The organism is Streptomyces sp. SID12501 (assembly GCF_010550245.1).
GTDB lineage: Bacteria > Actinomycetota > Actinomycetes > Streptomycetales > Streptomycetaceae > Streptomyces.
This window is the reverse complement of record NZ_JAAGLU010000001.1, coordinates 338871-354407: the sequence shown is the minus strand read 5'-3', so window position 1 is coordinate 354407 and position 15537 is coordinate 338871. Positions and strand designations below refer to the sequence as shown.

Sequence of the window (15537 nt, the reverse complement as noted above, 5' to 3'; positions counted from 1 at the left end):
CGGACTCACGCGCGTTCAAGCGCCACGCGGATTCATAGGAACCTCTAAGGAAACACGGCGACCAGGAGGGTCTCCCAGACCCATAAGTCCAGTTTATGAGCTCATAACCCCGACCCCCGTACTAGCTTAGGCTTGCCTTAGTTTAGGCTTCCTTCGAAGATCTCTTGTCATCACTCGAAGGGAACCTGATCATGCCTCGCCCTCTGCGGGTGGCCATTGTCGGAGCCGGCCCAGCCGGGATCTACGCCGCCGACGCGTTGCTGAAGTCCGCAGTGGCCGCGGAGCCCGGCGTGTCCATCGACCTCTTCGAGCGGATGCCGGCCCCGTTCGGGCTGATCCGCTACGGCGTCGCCCCCGACCACCCCCGCATCAAGGGCATCATCACGGCCCTGCACCAGGTGCTCGACAAGCCGCAGATCCGTCTCTTCGGCAATGTCGACTACCCGGGCGACATCAATCTGGACGATCTGCGCGCCTTCTACGACGCGGTGATCTTCTCCACCGGGGCCACTGCCGACCGGGCCCTCGACATACCCGGCGTCGAGCTGAACGGCTCGTACGGGGCCGCGGACTTCGTCTCCTGGTACGACGGACACCCGGATGTGCCACGCACGTGGCCCCTCGACGCGGAGAAGGTCGCGGTCCTCGGAGTCGGCAACGTCGCGCTCGACGTGGCGCGGATTCTCGCCAAGACGGCGGACGAACTGCTGCCGACCGAGATCCCGCCGAACGTCCACGAGGGACTCAAGGCCAACAAGGCGCTCGAGGTGCACGTCTTCGGCCGCCGTGGCCCGGCGCAGGCCAAGTTCAGCCCGATGGAGCTGCGCGAGCTGGACCACTCCCCCAACATCGAGGTCATCGTCGACCCCGAGGACATCGACTACGACGACGGCTCGATCGCGGCCCGGCGCGGCAACAAGCAGGCCGACATGGTCGCCAAGACGCTGGAGAACTGGGCCATCCGCGACATCGGCGACCGGCCGCACAAACTGTTCCTGCACTTCTTCGAGTCGCCCACCGAGATCCTCGGCGAGGACGGCCGGGTCGTCGGTCTGCGTACGGAACGGACCGCTCTCGACGGCACCGGCAACGTCAAGGGCACCGGCGCCTTCAAGGACTGGGACGTGAGCGCGGTCTACCGTGCCGTGGGCTACCTGTCCGACAAGCTGCCCAAGCTGCCCTGGGACGTCGGGTCGGGCACCGTCCCCGATCAGGGCGGCCGGGTGATCGAGGAGACCGGCGAGCACCTCGCGTCGATGTACGTCACCGGCTGGATCCGGCGCGGCCCCGTCGGGCTGATCGGGCACACGAAGGGCGACGCCAACGAGACCGTCGCCAACCTGCTGGACGACTACGCGAACGGCCGGCTGCCCGAGCCGGCTTCGCCCGCCCCCGAGGCCGTGGACGCGTTTCTCGGAGAGCGGGACGTCCGCTTCACCACGTGGGAGGGCTGGCACCGGCTGGACGCCGCGGAGAAGGCCCTGGGCGAGCCCCAGGGACGCGAGCGCGTGAAGCTCGTCGAGCGCGAGGACATGCTCCGGGCCAGCGAGGCGTAAGCAGCGCCGCAACAGCAGAAGGGCTCGGCTCGCGGGGTGCCGCGAGCCGAGCCTTCGTCGTTCCTCAGCTGGATTTGTCCAGGCGGCCGACTGGATCCTGGCCGCCGATCGCAACGGATTCGGACTGCCCTCCGATGCCGAACTCCCGCGCCTGGTTGCGCATGCTGCGCAGTGCCAGCAGAAGTACGCCGATGTCGTCGAGGTAGACGGGATCGGGCACGAGGTCGGTCGGGAGCACCAGGTAGGCGACCGCACCCCAGAAGACCCAGCGTGAGCCCGTCGGCAGTCCCGCGCGGCGCAGGTCCCGGCGGGTGCGGACCAGCCGGACCAGCAGGGTGCCCGCCACGGCCAGTGCGGCCGCCGCCAGGACCCCGACGATCAGGATGACTGTCGTGGTGGAATCCATCGCCCCTCCGCTGTTCCGTGTGTGCCTCTGCTCTGACCTTCCTACCCCTCGACTTCCCCTTCACCACGTCTCCACACCGCGGCCTACGCACCTCTCCGGCACGGCGTATTTGAGACAGTCCGGGATGGGGATAGTACGGACCTTATCCAGCCGCGGCGGATTTCCGCAGGTTGTGCCGGACGGCAAAGCGCCCAGGAGAAGCGCGAATGAGCCAGTATTCAATAGTAATTCACAGCGCGTTGATTGTTCCTGAGCGCCGCTGCCATAATCCGCTCCCTAACCCGTCGCCACCCCTGGGTGAGCTGGATGACCGACGGCTCGGAAGAGTTGGATGCGCGACATAATGCAGCGAAGAGGGTGCGTTTATGTCCAATTATTTCACGCGGCCGGGCGAGCCGTCCGCATACAGCACCGAATACACCGAACCCACTCCGGGACGGGTGATACACAGCCATCCTGAATTTCAGTCGTTACGGAACGGGTACCGGCGCTTCGCAGCGAGGTCGACGGCGCTCGCCGTAGGCGGGTTCCTGCTGTACGTCCTGTTGTCGAACTTCGCACCCGGCATCATGAATCAGCCACTCGCCGGTCATTTCACCCTCGGACTGGCGCTCGGGCTGGGGCAGTTCCTGGTGATGGTGGTGACCGTCTGGCGCTACGTAGTGCGCATGCGCACCAGCTTCGATCCGGTCGCCCGGGGGCTGCGAGCCCGGTTGGAGCAGCCCCCGACCGGGCAGCACCGTCCCGCCGAGCGGACCGGTGCCCGTCCGCAGAGCGCGAGGGAGTACCGCAGGTGGTGACCATCGGTGCCGGAGTCGTCGACCCGTTCAGCCGGCAGCTGACCTTCGTACTGTTCCTGTCGGTCGTCGTGGTCACGCTGTTCGCCGCGCTGCTGATCGCCCCGCAGCGCGACGAGGTCGCCGAGTTCTATCTCGGCAACAGGGAGATGTCGCCGCTTCGCAACGGGCTGGCGATGTGCGGGGACTACCTCTCGGCCGCGACCTTGCTCGGCAGTACCGGGCTGGTCGCCCTCACCGGCTACGACGGGCTGTTGTACCTGTGCGGCACCACGGTCGCCTGGATGATGGTGATCCTGGTGATCGCCGAACCGCTGCGCAACTCCGGCCGGTTCACCCTCGGGGACACCCTGGCGCTACGGCTGCCCCAGGGTGGACGGGCGGTCCGGCTCGCGCTGTCCATCTGCACCCTGACCATCTGCTGCCTCTACCTGGTGGCCCAACTCGTGGGCAGCGTCGCCCTGTTGACCCAGTTCACCGGTGTGCCGAGCACCACCACCCGCACCTTGTGCGTCGTCGTCATCGGCACCATCGTGATCGTGTACGCCTCCCTCGGCGGTATGCCCGGCGCGACGTTCATCCAGATCGTCAAGGCCGTGATGCTCATATCCGGCGTCGCCGTCACGGCCGTCATGGTGCTGCACCGCTTCGACTGGAACCTCGACGCGCTGCTGGCGGCCGCCACCGAGAACAGCGGCCTCGGCCAGCGGTTCCTGGAGCCCGGTCTGCGCTACGGCGCGAGCACCACCAGCAAACTCGGCTTCCTCAGCCTCCAGTTGGCCATCGTGCTCGGTCTCGCCGCGCTCCCCCACGTGATGATGCGACTGCTCGCCCCGCGCTCCACCGACGTCCTGCGCTCCTCGGTCGTGTGGGCAGCGGGTCTGGTCGGCTTCGTCTGTCTGGCGGCCTGCGTCCTCGGCCTGGGCGCCACCGCCCTCGTGGGCCGCGATTCCATCATCGACACCGACCCGAAGGGCGACGCGGCCGTGCTGCTGCTCGCGCAGTCCATCGGCGGCGGGATACTCACCGCGCTCCTGTCCTGCCTCGCCTTCGTCACGCTGCTCGCGGTCGCGGCCGGCCTCACCCTCGCGGCGGCCTCGTCCCTCGCCCACGACCTGTACGGCGAGGTCATCCGCAAGGGGCGCGCCACCCAGGCCGAGGAACTGGGCGCGGCCCGGCTGGCTGCGGTGCTCATCGGCATGCTGGGGATGGCACTGGCCCTGCTGTCGTGGGAGACCAACGTCTCGACGCTCGCCTTCCTCGCCTTCGCCATCGCCGCGTCCGCTCTGCTGCCCACCCTCCTCTACAGCCTGTTCTGGCGCCGCTTCAACTCCCGGGGCGCGCTGCTCAGCCTGTGCGGCGGGCTGGCCTGCTCGGTGCTTCTGGTCGTGTTCTCACCGGTGGTCTCGTCGACCTCCTCCTCCATCTATCCGTCGGCGGACTTCGCCTGGTTCCCGCTGCAGAACCCCGGCATCGTCTCCATCCCGGCGGGCTTCTTCCTCGGCTGGCTCGGCACGGTCCTGACGCATCGTCAGGAGGCCTCCTCGTACGAGGAGTTCGAGGTCCGCGCGCTCGTCGGAGCCGGGGCCGACACCGAGTAGGGCGTACGGCTCTCTGGGCGCGGTCAGGCTCCCCTCGGGCCGGCCGCGTCAGCGCCGCGGCAGCGGGCGTCCGCGTGCCCAACCCAGCAGGACCAGGGAGCAGAGCGCGGCGAGGGCGCACCAGGTCGACATGAACTCCAGTCGCCACAGCGCCCAGCACACGGGCGCGCCCACCCCGGCCAGGAATCCGAACAGCACCAGACGGCGGTCACCGGAGAGCAGCAGGGACCCGACCGTGGCGAGCAGATAACCCGCGATCAGCGGTCCGGAGTGGGACAACTGGATGCCGTACCCGACCGTGTGGCCGCGGATGTCCGCCGTCACCCGGTGGGTCGCCAGGTTGTAGGCGAATGCCGTGCTGGTCACGATGCCCACGGCCAGCGGCAGCAGGAGGCGGTGTCCCACTCTCCTGGGTGCCGCGCACAGGACGGCCGCCGGCACCCACAGGGCGAGCAGCGGGAGGGCGATGGTGGCCCAGACCATGGTTCCAGGGCCGGTTCCGCCGTCCGCGCGCCAGACCAGGGACTCGACGACCTGGTGCCGCCCCCAGGAGCAACGGCAGCGCGGCCAGCGGCAGATCGCGGCCTCGGCCCGCCCGGGCCACCGCTGTCACGCTCGCCACGCCCACGGCGGCGATACCCGCGCCCGCCACCAGATCAGCCGTCGCACTCCAGCACATCACGCCGCCACAGGGTCCGTCGTCAGAGGCCTCGGCCTCACAGCGGACCACGACACGACTCCGGCCGCATGCCGGGCGCCGACGACACCCCGGTGCAGGTCAGGCGGGGCGGTGCGCCACCACGGCGAACATCGTCACCGACATGTGCAGCGCGCCCCGCTCCGCGGCCTCGGTCAGCGCCGCGTACAGACGGTCACGCTGTTCCTCGGTCATCAGTCCGCGCCGCACGGTCGACTCGCCCATCATGCGGACCAGGGGCCAGGGCACCGTCGTGTTGTCCTGGAGCAGCGCCTGCGAGCCCTGGTCGTCGATCACGAGCCCCGCGGCGGACAGCTGGTCCGGGAGCCGGCGTCCGGAGTGCGGGTTGGCCGCCGCGGCCAGGGTGCCCGCCATGAGGGCGGCCACCGCGTCGGGATCACCGGGGTGCAGGAGGGCGGTCGCCCAGTCCGAGTCGATGAGCACCACGCGTCCGCCGGGGCGCAGGACCCGCGCGATCTCGCCGACGGCCTTGTCCGGTTCGGACAGGTGCTGCAGGACCCGCTCGCACCAGACCGCGTCCACCGTGGCGTCGGGCAGCGGGAGGGCGAGCGCGTCACCGCCCAGGAATCGGGCCGTACCGCCGGCCGCCGCCGCCCGCTGTTCGGCGACCTCGCGCAGCGCGGGGTTCGCCTCGATGCCCACGGCGTCGCCGGACGGGCCGACAGCCGCCGCCAGAGCCAGGGTCTGCGAGCCCGTGCCACTGCCTACGTCGATCACGTGTTCGCCCGGGAGCGGGTTCAGTGCGCTCTGCGCCCAGGCACGCAACCGTCGCACGCCGTCGGCCCCGTCCTGCGCGTCAAGGCCCGCCACGAGCCGTCCGACGTCCGCCGTGGAGAAGTTGCGCGCGTGGAACTCGGAGGTGGGCCGTGTGTGTGGTGTTTCCCCCATGCGGCCCACTCTATGAGCCGGTTCACGCGGGGACCACCAGAAAGGTCACTTCCGACCGGAGCCGCCGCTGCCGGACGACCAACGCGGGCGGGTCTGGTCCTCGCCGCGTTTCGAGCCGGAGGGATCGAGGTTGTGCGGATCGATCCGCACCCCCTCTTCCGAGGTGTGCGGCACCTCGTTGGGCTCGCGCATCTCCCGCTCCTCGTGCACCGGCCCGGTCTCCGGCAACCGGGGCTGCTCCTCCGGCCTGGGCGGGGGCGACTCCGCCTCCTTGACCTTCACTCCCAGCCGGACGGCCCAGATCAGCAGGGCCACCACGATCAGGCCACCGGCGAAGGCGGCGATCACATTGAGTACGTTGCTCGATGCGGCGAGTACCTGTCCCGCCTCTGCTGCTGCTTCTGCCGTGTTCATGGCCGCCGAGTGCCCCGGAACCGGCCGACTACTCACACGGCCCGTCCCCGGCAGCCACAACCCGGCTGCCGGAAGGACACGGGCACGGGGGTGCGGCCGGAGCCCCGCTGTCCGGGCGCCGGGAAGGGGCTGCGCGGGTTCGGTGACGCGACGGCATAAGCTCGACGGATGGCAAGGTACTTCGACGTCCATCCCGACAACCCACAGCCCCGCACGATCAGTCAGGTCGCCGACAGCATCCGCTCCGGCGCGCTGATCGCGTATCCGACGGACTCCTGCTTCGCGCTGGGGTGCCAGCTCGGCAGCCGTGACGGCATCGACCGTATCCGGTCGATCCGGCAGCTCGACGACCGTCACCACTTCACTCTCGTGTGCCAGAACTTCGCGCAGCTCGGCCAGTTCGTACAGGTCGACAACGACGTGTTCCGGGCCGTGAAGGCGTCCACTCCGGGCAGCTACACGTTCATCCTCCCGGCGACGCGCGAGGTGCCGCGCAAGCTGCTGCACCCGAAGAAGAAGACCGTCGGCGTGCGCATCCCCGACCACGCGGTCGTGCAGGCCCTGCTGGCCGAGCTGGGCGAACCGCTGCTGTCCAGCACGCTGCTGCTCCCCGACGAGAAGGAGCCGCTGACTCAGGGCTGGGAGATCAAGGAACGGCTCGACCATGTCGTGGACGCGGTCGTCGACTCCGGGGACTGCGGCACGGAGCCGACGACCGTCATCGACTTCTCCAGCGGCGAGGCCGAGATCGTCCGCCGGGGCGCGGGAGACACGTCACGGTTCGAGTGACGGGCTCCCGGGCGCGGTGCGGGGTGCGATCAGGGCGCGGGCTGTGCATGGTGGTAGGAGGTCCGGCCGAGCAAGGAGACGTCATGCCGATCCAGCACTCCGATTCGCCCTCTCCCTCCGACGACACCACGACCCCCGACGTCCTGCTGCACACCGGCGCGGAGCATGGGGCGTCCGCCGAGGACCTGGTGCTCGCGACGGGCCGTGACCTCACTCCGCGCAGTCTCGCCTGGGCGGAGCGGAAGCTGGCGGAGGAGGGTACGGCGGCGATGGACAAGTTGTTGCCCTAGCCGTCGGCTCTGCCAGGCGCCCCGCAGATGTGCAGTTCGTCCGCCGCGGGCCGGTGGGGGCTGGTCGCGCACTTCCCCGCGCCCCTAACCGTGCTGCACGGCCGGCGGGTCGAAGGTGATCCTGGTTCGGGCACCGTCCTCGGCCCACCGGACCTCGACCGCCGTGTCGGTCACCTCTACGCCGGAGACGACGCGCTCCGGTACGAGGGGTTCCGGGTCGGCCGTGAGGGTCGCCAGGGCCACGTGCAGCGAGGTGCCGGACGTCTCGCCGGTCAGGCGTGGGACGAGGGCCCAGCGGGTGTAGGCGGTGCCCTGCGGGGCGCGCGCCTCCTCCGCGTCGGGGCTCCAGCCGTACAGGCCGTGCAGTGCCGACGTCACCTCCTCCTCGGGGCCCGTCGCCCAGCCCGTGTGCGTGACGCGTGCGCCGGCCGGAGCGCCGGTCACGCGGTGGACGCGCAGTTCGTGGCGGCCTCGTACCATCGTGACGCTCTCCACCTTCAGCCCCGGCACCATGGGCGGCCCGGCGGTGAAGACCGGGCGGTGCCAGGACGCGGCCCAGCCCCAGCCGTCCCCGTGGCCCGCGCCCAGCGGGTGGATACGGCGGCGCACACTGCCCCGGCCGCCGATCTCCACGGAAAGGTGGTTGTCGGCGATGTTGGCGAGGGCCGTCGGGCCGGAGTGCGTCGAGTAGGCCTGGCGGCCGTAGTGCGGGTCGTCCTCGGCCGCCGTCTCGCCCTCGTGCGGGCGGACGTGGTCGCTGCCGTGGTTGTGCAGCCGTACGATCCCGTCGACGCGGGTCGACTGCACCAGCAGCCCCGGTGCGGGCAGCGCGAGCACCCGGTCGCCCTCCTCGACCGGCGCGGGCTCCTCGCGGGCCGTCCACAGCGGGGAGTCGGCGGGCGCGAGCAGGGAGACGAAGGCCTTCGAGGCCCAGTACGGGGACGCCGGACCCGAGTAGGTCTGGAGGGTGGCCTGGTGCGGGCCGTGCCAGCCGAGGGTCAGCAGGCCGTCATCGGTCAGGGCTCCCCGGTCCAGGAAGTGGCGGAGGCTGCCGCTGATCAGCCGGCGGCTCGTGCCCGGGGTGAGCGGGGTGTGGCCGGTGAGGGCGCCCAGGCCGACGGCGGCTGAGGCGGCGAAGCGGTACGACAGGGAGCGGCCGAAGTGGATCGGGGCGCCGTCACCGCCGAACATCAGCGCGAAGCCGTCGAGGTGTTCGCGCAGGCGGGGGCCGTAGCGGGCGGACAGTTCCCGGTCGTCGCCGAGGTGGGCGTCGAGTACCGGGTACAGGTGCAGGGCCCAGCCGTTGTAGTGGTCGAAGGCCCGGCCGTCGCCGTCCGCGTACCAGCCGTCGCCCCGATACCAGGTCTCCATCAGTTCCAGGGCCCGCTCGCGTGCCCTGGCCGTCTCCGCGTCACCGCGCCCCACGGACTCCAGGAAACCGGCGACCGTGTAGGGAAAGAGGTACCAGTTGTTCGGGGCGGGCGGGTACCGCAGTGAGCCGCGCAGCCAGGCCTCCGCCCGGTCCTGTACGGCGGAGTCGAGCCGTTTCCACAGCCAGGGCGCCGTCAGCCTGAGGCCGAGGGCCACGGAGGCCGACTCCACCATCGGCTGGCCCTGCACGTCGTGGTCGAGGATGAGCGGCCAGGACTCGGTGTCCGCGCGGCCGGGGGTGAGGGTGCCCGCCGTGAGGCCCTGGGCGTACCGGTCGAGCCAGCCGTGCGGGTCGTCGCCACCCGCGCCCGCCACCCGGAAGGCGGCGGCGAGGAAGGTGCGGGCGTAGCCTTCGAGGCCGTCGGAGCGCACTCCCGAGCGCGACGGGACGCCGGGCAGGTCGAGCAGGGCGCCGCCAGGGGTGCTCCAGCGCCACGCGGCAGCCAGCAGCCCGTCCGCCGCGGCCTCCCAGTGGGCGCGGGTGTAGCCGGTGTGCGGGCTCAACTCGCGGTCATCGGTGGGGAATTCGAAGGGGATGCCCCTGCTGCTGATACGGGTCGTGCTGCTCATGCGAGGAAGGCCAGCCTTTCGCGTCGTACGGGATGGCGGAATCCCGCGCCTGATGCCCAGTTCTCCGTCTCGGCGACGGCGAGGTCGGCCAGGCGGCGCCACTCGTTGCCCTGGGAACCGGCGAGGTGGGGGGTGAGGAGTGCGTCGGGGCAGTTCCACAACGGGTGGTCGGGCGGCAGGACTTCGGGGTCGGTGACGTCGAGCACGGCGCGGATGCGGCGCTCCCGGACCGCGTCGGTGAGGGCGTCCTGGTCGACGACGCCTCCCCGGGCGGTGTTGATGAACACGGCGCCGGGGCGCATGGCGTCGAGCAGGGAGCGGCTCACCAGGCCCCTGGTGGCGGTCAGCAGCGGGGTGTGCAGGCTGACGGTGTCGGAGCGGGCGAACAGGGCATCCAACTCGACGCGTTCCACGCCGAGTTCGGACACATCGGCGTCGGTGACGAACGGGTCGTGCAGGAGGATGTCGAAGTCGTGGGGCCGCAGCAGTTCGATGACGCGGCGGCCGATCAGCGAGGCGGAGACGATGCCGACGGTCCGGCGGTAGTTGCCGATCTCGTGGGAAGTGCGCAGCCAGTTGTCGCGGGTGTGCGTGGCGGCGTAGGCGTGAGCCCGTTCCAGGACCTGTTTGCCGGTGAGCAGGATCATCGCGAGGGTGTACTCGGCGACCGGCAGTGCGTTCGCGGCGGCGGCGGACGACACCTCGATGCCGCGCTCCCAGCAGGCGTCGGTGACATGCGGCCGGACGCTGCCCGCCGTGTGCACGACCGCCCGCAGCCGGGGCGCCGCCGCGAGGACGTCGGCGTCCAGTACGGGGCAGCCCCAGCCGGTGACGAGGAGGTCGACGTCGGCGAGGATCTCGCCTGCGCGGTCCGTGCCGAAGTCGTCGAGGACCGGGAGCGGGGCGAGGTCGCAGACGGCGGCGAGAGCGGTCAGCGAGGCGGGATCGAGGACGGCGGTCGCGGCGTCCGGGGACATGGCGAGGGCGGCACGGGGGCGGAAGCCGGGGCCCGGCGAGGACGCGGTCATACGGGAATCCTGTATCGACGCAAGGAAAACGGTCAAGATATCGATCAGAAGAAAATGAAGCGGTTAAACGCTCACTCGGCGTCAGGCGTGGACGCGGTGGAGGTCAGCGCCCACGTCGACCCGCGCACCTTCAGTTCCGGCAGCAGTTCGATCCGCCGCGCCGGTCGCGAACCGCTGCCGCGCGGGTCCCTCAGCCGGTGCAGGAGCAGTTCGGCGGCGGCACGGCCGACCTCGCCCTTCGGCGGGGACACGGCGGTGAGGGGGGTACTGCCGAGGGCGGCCACGACGTCGTCGTACGCGACGACCGAGCAGTCCTCCGGCACCCGGACGCCGTGCGCGGCCAGGTCCTGGACCAGCATCAGCGCGTCCACGTCGCCGTGCAGCACGCACGCCGTGGCGTCCAGCTCGCGCAGGACGCCGGGGAGGTCGACGGCCGGACGGTCCACGCCGGCCGTGCGGTCGGGGCCCGCGTCGGGCGAGCTGAGGGTGAGAGTCCACGCGTCGAGTCCCGGATGGGCTCCGGCGATCTCGGTGAGGGCGGTGCGCAGGGCCCGTGCGGTGGGGCTGTCGTCGCGGGTGGCGAAGACGATCCTGCGGTGACCGAGGGCGATCAGGTGTTCCACCGCGAGATGGGCGCCGTACCAGTGGTCGGAGCAGACGGAGTCCAGGGCGTGCAGCGCGCTGCCGGAGCGCGGTCTGCGCTCCATCAGGACGGTCGGCACGCCGAGCCCGCACAGCCATTTCGCGTCGGCCTCCTCCGCGGCGAGGGTGCGCCAGCGGGGGGCGATCAGCACACCCCGGGCACCGTCCGCCAACGCCCTCTCCACCAGGGGCTGTTCGGCGCCCGCGACCTGCGGGGCGATGTGCAGGGCGATGCGTACGCCGGCCTCCTCCAGGACAGGGCGGGCGCCGTGCAGAGTCTCGTAGAGGTAGGAGTGGCGGGCGGGTACGACCAGGACGACGGTGTCGCCGTCCCCGGATGCGGTGACCGGCCCGGGCCGGGCGTCCGGCACCGGGAGGGTGGAGCGGGCGATGCCGTGGCCGCGCCTGAGCCTGCCCTCGCGGGCGAGTTCCTCCACGTCCCGGCGGACGGTGACCACCGAGACCTCCAGCTCGGCGGCGAGATCGGTCACCCGGGCCGCGCCGCGCGCCTGCACGGCGGCCAGGATCCGCTGCCGCCTCAGTTCGACCGGCTCGCGCATACCGTTCGCTCCCTCATGTCCGGGTGCACCGGCGTACCCACACACCGGAATGTTCGTTTGAACGCTTCGTCGCGCAGCATAGCGATCAGCAGGCCAAACGCCAGCACCGCTAGCGGAACAAGGGATTCCGGCCGAATCTCGTCCCTTATCGACCGATCTTGACCATCGTTCAAACAAAATTCACCGAGTACTTGCGGTAACTGCTTGCTTTGTGCGCACTTGAGGCGAGAATTTCATCCGTCAACATATTGCGCCTCGGGGGGACTTGGCATATGCAAGGAACAATTGACGGATTCAGCTACGGGTTCGTCACCCCGGTGGCCGCCTACATCATGGCCTGCCTGGGAAGCGCCCTGGGGTTGCGCTGCGTGGTCAGAACGCTACTCAACCAGGACTCGTGGAAGCCGGGTTGGCTGGCGCTGGGGGCGGCGGCCATCGGGTGCGGAATCTGGACCATGCACTTCATCGCGATGATCGGGTTCCAGGTCGAGGAGACCGCGGTCCGCTACGACATCGGGCTGACGGTCACCAGCCTCGCCGTCGCGATCGTCGTCGTCGGTATCGGCGTGTTCGTCGTCGGTTACCGCGGCGCCACACCTGCGGCGCTCTCCGCCGCGGGCATCGTGACCGGTCTGGGCGTGGCCGCGATGCACTACCTCGGTATGGCGGCGCTCCATCTGAACGGGACGATCCGCTACGACACGATGACCGTGGGACTCTCCGTGGTGATCGCCATCGTCGCCGCGACCGCCGCACTGTGGGCGGCCGTCTCCATCCGGGGCTTCCTGACCAGCCTCGGGGCGAGTCTGGTGATGGGTGTGGCCGTCAGCGGTATGCACTACACGGGCATGGCCGCCGTCAGCGTGCATCTGCACGAGACGTCCGGCAACACCTGGGCCGGCGACTCACCGACCTCGTTGCTGCTGCCGATGCTGATCGGCCCCATCATCTTCCTGCTGCTCGCCGCGGTCGTGGTGATGTTCGACCCACTGCTGGTGCTGGGCGACGGGGAGTGGGGCGCGAAGAGCCCCCGGCAGCAGCCCGCGCGGCAGACGCACCAGATACCGCAGATACCGCAGCAGCCGGCGGCCCCGCACACGGGACAGCGTCCTGCCAGTTGGCAGCGGCCGCCGGCCCCGACCCGGACAGATCTTCGCCTGTAGGACATTGCTACGGTGCCCCGATGGTTGACTCTTCACGGACTCGCTCCTCCCGCGACACCCCGGAGGGCGCCGGCTGGGGCCCCGAGAACCCGGGCACCTACCGGGAGTTGATGCCGCGTCGGGTCGAGAAGCTGTCGTGGGTCGACCCCCGGACCCTGTGGCCCGCCCGCAACGGCGTGCTGGCCTCCTGGTTCGGTGACCCGACGAGCCGTACCCGAAGCCGCTGGGCCGAACAGCGGACAGCCGCGGGCGCTCCCGCCGACAAGGTGATCCGGCGCAGCGATCCGGACCGCTTCTCCTTCATGGTCATCGGCGACACGGGCGAGGGCGACGCACCCCAGTACGCCGTCGTCCCGGGCTTTCTGACGGTAAGTCAGGACACGGCGTTCACCGTGCTCGCCAGTGACGTGATCTATCCCGTCGGGGCGACCGACGACTACGGCACCAAGTTCTTCCGCCCCTACCAGGACTACCCGGCGCCCATCTACGCGATACCGGGCAACCACGACTGGTACGAGGACCTGAACGGGTTCATGCGCGTCTTCTGCGACGCCCCGCCCCTCCCGGCGGCCCCCGCGCCCCGCCCGCTCACCCGCGCCTGGCTGCGCTCGCTCCTGTGGCACAGGCCGAGCACCGTCGACGAACAACGCCTGGCCGAGGCAGGCAAGCTGCGCTCGACCCCCGCCCAGCAGGCCGCCCAGCCCGGCCCGTACTGGGCGATCGACGCCGGACCGGTACGCGTCATAGGCATCGACACCGGTCTGCTGGGGACGCTCGACGCCGAGCAGGGCCGCTGGCTGAGGGAGGTCTCCTCGGGTCCGGTCCCGAAGATCCTCGTCACCGGGTCGCCCCTCTATGTGGACGGCGAGCACCACCCCTGCCCGATCGAGGGCGGCGGCACGGTGGACGACCTGGTCCGCGATCCGGAGCGGAACTTCGTGGCCGCGATAGGCGGCGACATCCACAACTACCAGCGCTATCCGGTGAGCGTGCACGACCGGACCAGGCGGACCAGCCGGACCATCCAGTACATAGTCTCGGGCGGCGGCGGTGCCTTCATGCACGCCACCCACACCATCGAGCGCGTCTCGGTCGCCGACGTCACCGAGGACGACTTCCGCTGCTATCCGTTGCGCGGCGACTCCCTGGCCTTCTACAGCCGGATCTACGGCCGACGGCTGCACCTGCGCCGCTTCTTCACCCTCACCGAGGCCGAGGCGGCGGCCGTGATCGCCGAGCGCCTGGGTATCCGTCCGACGCGCGCTCCGAGCGAGCCCGTCCGGCTGACCTGGCGCATCCGGCTGGTCGCCGGTCTGCTGGGCACGGCCCGCCGTCCCGGCCGCACCCGGCGTCTGCGGCTCCCGGTCCGCAAGGCGTACACACAGTTGTTCTCGCCCGGTTCTGCGACGTACAGCCCGCCGTTCTTCAAGAGCTTCCTGCGCCTCGACGTGTCCCCCGAGGAGGTCCGGCTGCGCTGCTTCTCCGCGACCGGCAAGCTCAGCCAGGAGCTGGATCCGCCGGTCGAGGACGAGGTGGTCATCCCGCTGACCCGGCCGCCTGGCACAATCGGCGATGCGTGAACGTCCGTACGACGATCGTCGGAGGAGCCCGTGCCGTCCCCCTCGCAGCCGCTGCGCAAACTGGGCTTTCTGACCATCGGGTTGTTCGACGGGGACGATCCACGAGCAGGGCACGAGTCGACGCTGGAGATCATCGAGCTGGGTGAGCGGCTGGGCTTCGACAGCGCGTGGCTGCGCCACCGTCATCTCCAGTACGGGATCTCCTCCCCCGTGGCCGTCCTCGCGGCGGCCTCGCAGCGCACCCGCCGTATCGAACTGGGCACCGCGGTCACCCCGTTGGGCTGGGAGAACCCGCTGCGCCTGGCGGAGGACTGGGCGACCGTCGACATCCTCTCCGGCGGCCGGCTCAACCCGGGTCTGAGTGTGGGCCCGCCGATGAACTACGACCACATCAAGGGCGCCCTGTACCCCGACACGGCGGACGCCGAGGACTTCGGCTACCAGCGGGTCGAGCGGCTGCTGGACCACGTACGCGGTAAGGCGGCCAGCGATTTCAGCGGGGTGCAGGGGTTCGAGGCCACGCGGCGGCAGCCGCAATTCGAGTACAGCTCCGACCGGGTGCAGCCCCATTCCCCGGGGCTCGGAAGCCGACTGTGGTACGGCGGCGGGAGCCTGCGGTCGGCGCAGTGGGCCGGTGAGCACGGGATGAACTTCCTGACCAGCAGCGTCGTGAAGGCCGAGGGTGACGAGGAGTCGCCGGACTTCGCCGAGATCCAGCTCGCGGGCGTCCGGGCGTTCAGGGCCCACCACCCGGACGGTGACCGGGCCCGGGTCTCCCAGGGGCTCGTCGTGATCCCCACCGACAGCGCCTCGCCCGAGCAGCGCGCGAAGTACGAGGAGTACGCGGCGAAGCGGCTGCCGCGGACCGCGGCCCCGCAGGGTCCGGCGCGGCTGATGTTCGCGCCGGACCTCGTCGGCACGTCGGCCGAGATCGCCGAGCGCCTGTACGCGCACGTCGCGTTCCAGGAGATCGACGAGGTGGCCTTCGCGCTGCCGTTCACCTTCGACCACGAGGACTACGTCCAGATCCTCACGGACATCGCGACCCGTCTCGGTCCCGCGCTGGGCTGGCAGTCGGCCACCGGCTGAAGGCCCTGCGGGACC

Annotated in this window: 14 protein-coding genes and 1 pseudogene; 8 read left to right on the top strand and 7 right to left on the bottom strand. The window is 70.6% G+C overall.

The window, feature by feature from the left end; all coding sequences use genetic code 11:
• Positions 1-191: 191 nt before the first annotated feature.
• Positions 192-1556, top strand: coding sequence for an FAD-dependent oxidoreductase (locus G3I71_RS01560; RefSeq protein WP_164312018.1), 1365 nt, complete (start codon positions 192-194; stop codon positions 1554-1556).
• A 64-nt stretch (positions 1557-1620) separates the two neighbouring features.
• Here G3I71_RS01560 and G3I71_RS01555 read toward each other — a convergent pair whose 3' ends face one another.
• Positions 1621-1962, bottom strand: a complete 342-nt coding sequence (locus G3I71_RS01555) for a YkvA family protein (protein ID WP_164312017.1) — start codon at positions 1960-1962, stop codon at positions 1621-1623.
• 365 nt (positions 1963-2327) lie between these two features.
• Here G3I71_RS01555 and G3I71_RS01550 point away from each other — a divergent pair, with 365 nt between their 5' ends.
• A complete protein-coding gene (locus G3I71_RS01550; RefSeq protein ID WP_164312016.1) occupies positions 2328-2762 on the top strand; it encodes a DUF485 domain-containing protein in 435 nt (144 codons plus the stop codon).
• Positions 2756-4360, top strand: coding sequence for a cation acetate symporter (locus G3I71_RS01545; protein WP_164312015.1), 1605 nt, complete (start codon positions 2756-2758; stop codon positions 4358-4360). The genes G3I71_RS01550 and G3I71_RS01545 overlap by 7 nt, the downstream gene beginning before the upstream one ends.
• A 48-nt stretch (positions 4361-4408) precedes the next feature.
• Here the strand turns inward: G3I71_RS01545 and G3I71_RS01540 are convergent.
• The 3 genes and pseudogenes from G3I71_RS01540 to G3I71_RS01530 form a co-directional block, all read right to left on the bottom strand.
• Positions 4409-5039 (bottom strand): annotated as a pseudogene (locus G3I71_RS01540) (DUF6629 family protein).
• 99 nt (positions 5040-5138) lie between these two features.
• Positions 5139-5966 carry a methyltransferase domain-containing protein gene (locus tag G3I71_RS01535; RefSeq protein WP_164312014.1) on the bottom strand — a complete coding sequence of 276 codons (828 nt, stop codon included), beginning with the start codon at positions 5964-5966 and terminating at the stop codon, positions 5139-5141.
• 45 nt (positions 5967-6011) lie between these two features.
• Positions 6012-6380, bottom strand: coding sequence for a DUF6479 family protein (locus G3I71_RS01530; protein WP_164312013.1), 369 nt, complete (start codon positions 6378-6380; stop codon positions 6012-6014).
• A 168-nt stretch (positions 6381-6548) separates the two neighbouring features.
• Here G3I71_RS01530 and G3I71_RS01525 point away from each other — a divergent pair, with 168 nt between their 5' ends.
• Positions 6549-7169 carry an L-threonylcarbamoyladenylate synthase gene (locus G3I71_RS01525; protein WP_164312012.1) on the top strand — a complete coding sequence of 207 codons (621 nt, stop codon included), beginning with the start codon at positions 6549-6551 and terminating at the stop codon, positions 7167-7169.
• A gap of 83 nt (positions 7170-7252) precedes the next feature.
• Positions 7253-7459, top strand: coding sequence for a hypothetical protein (locus tag G3I71_RS01520; RefSeq protein ID WP_164312011.1), 207 nt, complete (start codon positions 7253-7255; stop codon positions 7457-7459).
• 84 nt (positions 7460-7543) lie between these two features.
• Here G3I71_RS01520 and G3I71_RS01515 read toward each other — a convergent pair whose 3' ends face one another.
• From G3I71_RS01515 to G3I71_RS01505, 3 genes are all read right to left on the bottom strand, one after another.
• On the bottom strand, positions 7544-9460 hold the full coding sequence (locus tag G3I71_RS01515) for a DUF2264 domain-containing protein (RefSeq protein ID WP_164312010.1): 1917 nt from the start codon (positions 9458-9460) through the stop codon (positions 7544-7546).
• Positions 9457-10488, bottom strand: coding sequence for a hydroxyacid dehydrogenase (locus G3I71_RS01510; RefSeq protein ID WP_164312009.1), 1032 nt, complete (start codon positions 10486-10488; stop codon positions 9457-9459). The genes G3I71_RS01515 and G3I71_RS01510 overlap by 4 nt, the downstream gene beginning before the upstream one ends.
• Before the next feature lie 71 nt (positions 10489-10559).
• Entirely contained in the window at positions 10560-11690 is a 1131-nt protein-coding gene (locus G3I71_RS01505) for a substrate-binding domain-containing protein (protein WP_164312008.1), read from the bottom strand.
• 272 nt (positions 11691-11962) lie between these two features.
• Here G3I71_RS01505 and G3I71_RS01500 point away from each other — a divergent pair, with 272 nt between their 5' ends.
• The 3 genes from G3I71_RS01500 to G3I71_RS01490 are packed head-to-tail and all read left to right on the top strand — an operon-like array spanning position 11963 to position 15522.
• A complete protein-coding gene (locus tag G3I71_RS01500; RefSeq protein WP_164312007.1) occupies positions 11963-12853 on the top strand; it encodes an MHYT domain-containing protein in 891 nt (296 codons plus the stop codon).
• Between the two features lie 20 nt (positions 12854-12873).
• Positions 12874-14433, top strand: coding sequence for a metallophosphoesterase (locus G3I71_RS01495; RefSeq protein ID WP_164312006.1), 1560 nt, complete (start codon positions 12874-12876; stop codon positions 14431-14433).
• 30 nt (positions 14434-14463) lie between these two features.
• Positions 14464-15522, top strand: coding sequence for an LLM class flavin-dependent oxidoreductase (locus G3I71_RS01490; protein WP_164312005.1), 1059 nt, complete (start codon positions 14464-14466; stop codon positions 15520-15522).
• Positions 15523-15537 lie beyond the last annotated feature (15 nt).

What these genes read in the sequence shown, in the direction of transcription:
- G3I71_RS01560 (WP_164312018.1), top strand. Translation starts at nt 192, where the DNA reads ATGCCTCGCCCTCTGCGGGTGGCCATTGTCGGAGCCGGCCCAGCCGGG.
- G3I71_RS01555 (WP_164312017.1), bottom strand. Translation starts at nt 1,962, where the DNA reads ATGGATTCCACCACGACAGTCATCCTGATCGTCGGGGTCCTGGCGGCG.
- G3I71_RS01550 (WP_164312016.1), top strand. Translation starts at nt 2,328, where the DNA reads ATGTCCAATTATTTCACGCGGCCGGGCGAGCCGTCCGCATACAGCACC.
- G3I71_RS01535 (WP_164312014.1), bottom strand. Translation starts at nt 5,966, where the DNA reads ATGGGGGAAACACCACACACACGGCCCACCTCCGAGTTCCACGCGCGC.
- G3I71_RS01530 (WP_164312013.1), bottom strand. Translation starts at nt 6,380, where the DNA reads ATGAACACGGCAGAAGCAGCAGCAGAGGCGGGACAGGTACTCGCCGCA.
- G3I71_RS01525 (WP_164312012.1), top strand. Translation starts at nt 6,549, where the DNA reads ATGGCAAGGTACTTCGACGTCCATCCCGACAACCCACAGCCCCGCACG.
- G3I71_RS01520 (WP_164312011.1), top strand. Translation starts at nt 7,253, where the DNA reads ATGCCGATCCAGCACTCCGATTCGCCCTCTCCCTCCGACGACACCACG.
- G3I71_RS01515 (WP_164312010.1), bottom strand. Translation starts at nt 9,460, where the DNA reads ATGAGCAGCACGACCCGTATCAGCAGCAGGGGCATCCCCTTCGAATTC.
- G3I71_RS01510 (WP_164312009.1), bottom strand. Translation starts at nt 10,488, where the DNA reads ATGACCGCGTCCTCGCCGGGCCCCGGCTTCCGCCCCCGTGCCGCCCTC.
- G3I71_RS01505 (WP_164312008.1), bottom strand. Translation starts at nt 11,690, where the DNA reads ATGCGCGAGCCGGTCGAACTGAGGCGGCAGCGGATCCTGGCCGCCGTG.
- G3I71_RS01500 (WP_164312007.1), top strand. Translation starts at nt 11,963, where the DNA reads ATGCAAGGAACAATTGACGGATTCAGCTACGGGTTCGTCACCCCGGTG.
- G3I71_RS01495 (WP_164312006.1), top strand. Translation starts at nt 12,874, where the DNA reads ATGGTTGACTCTTCACGGACTCGCTCCTCCCGCGACACCCCGGAGGGC.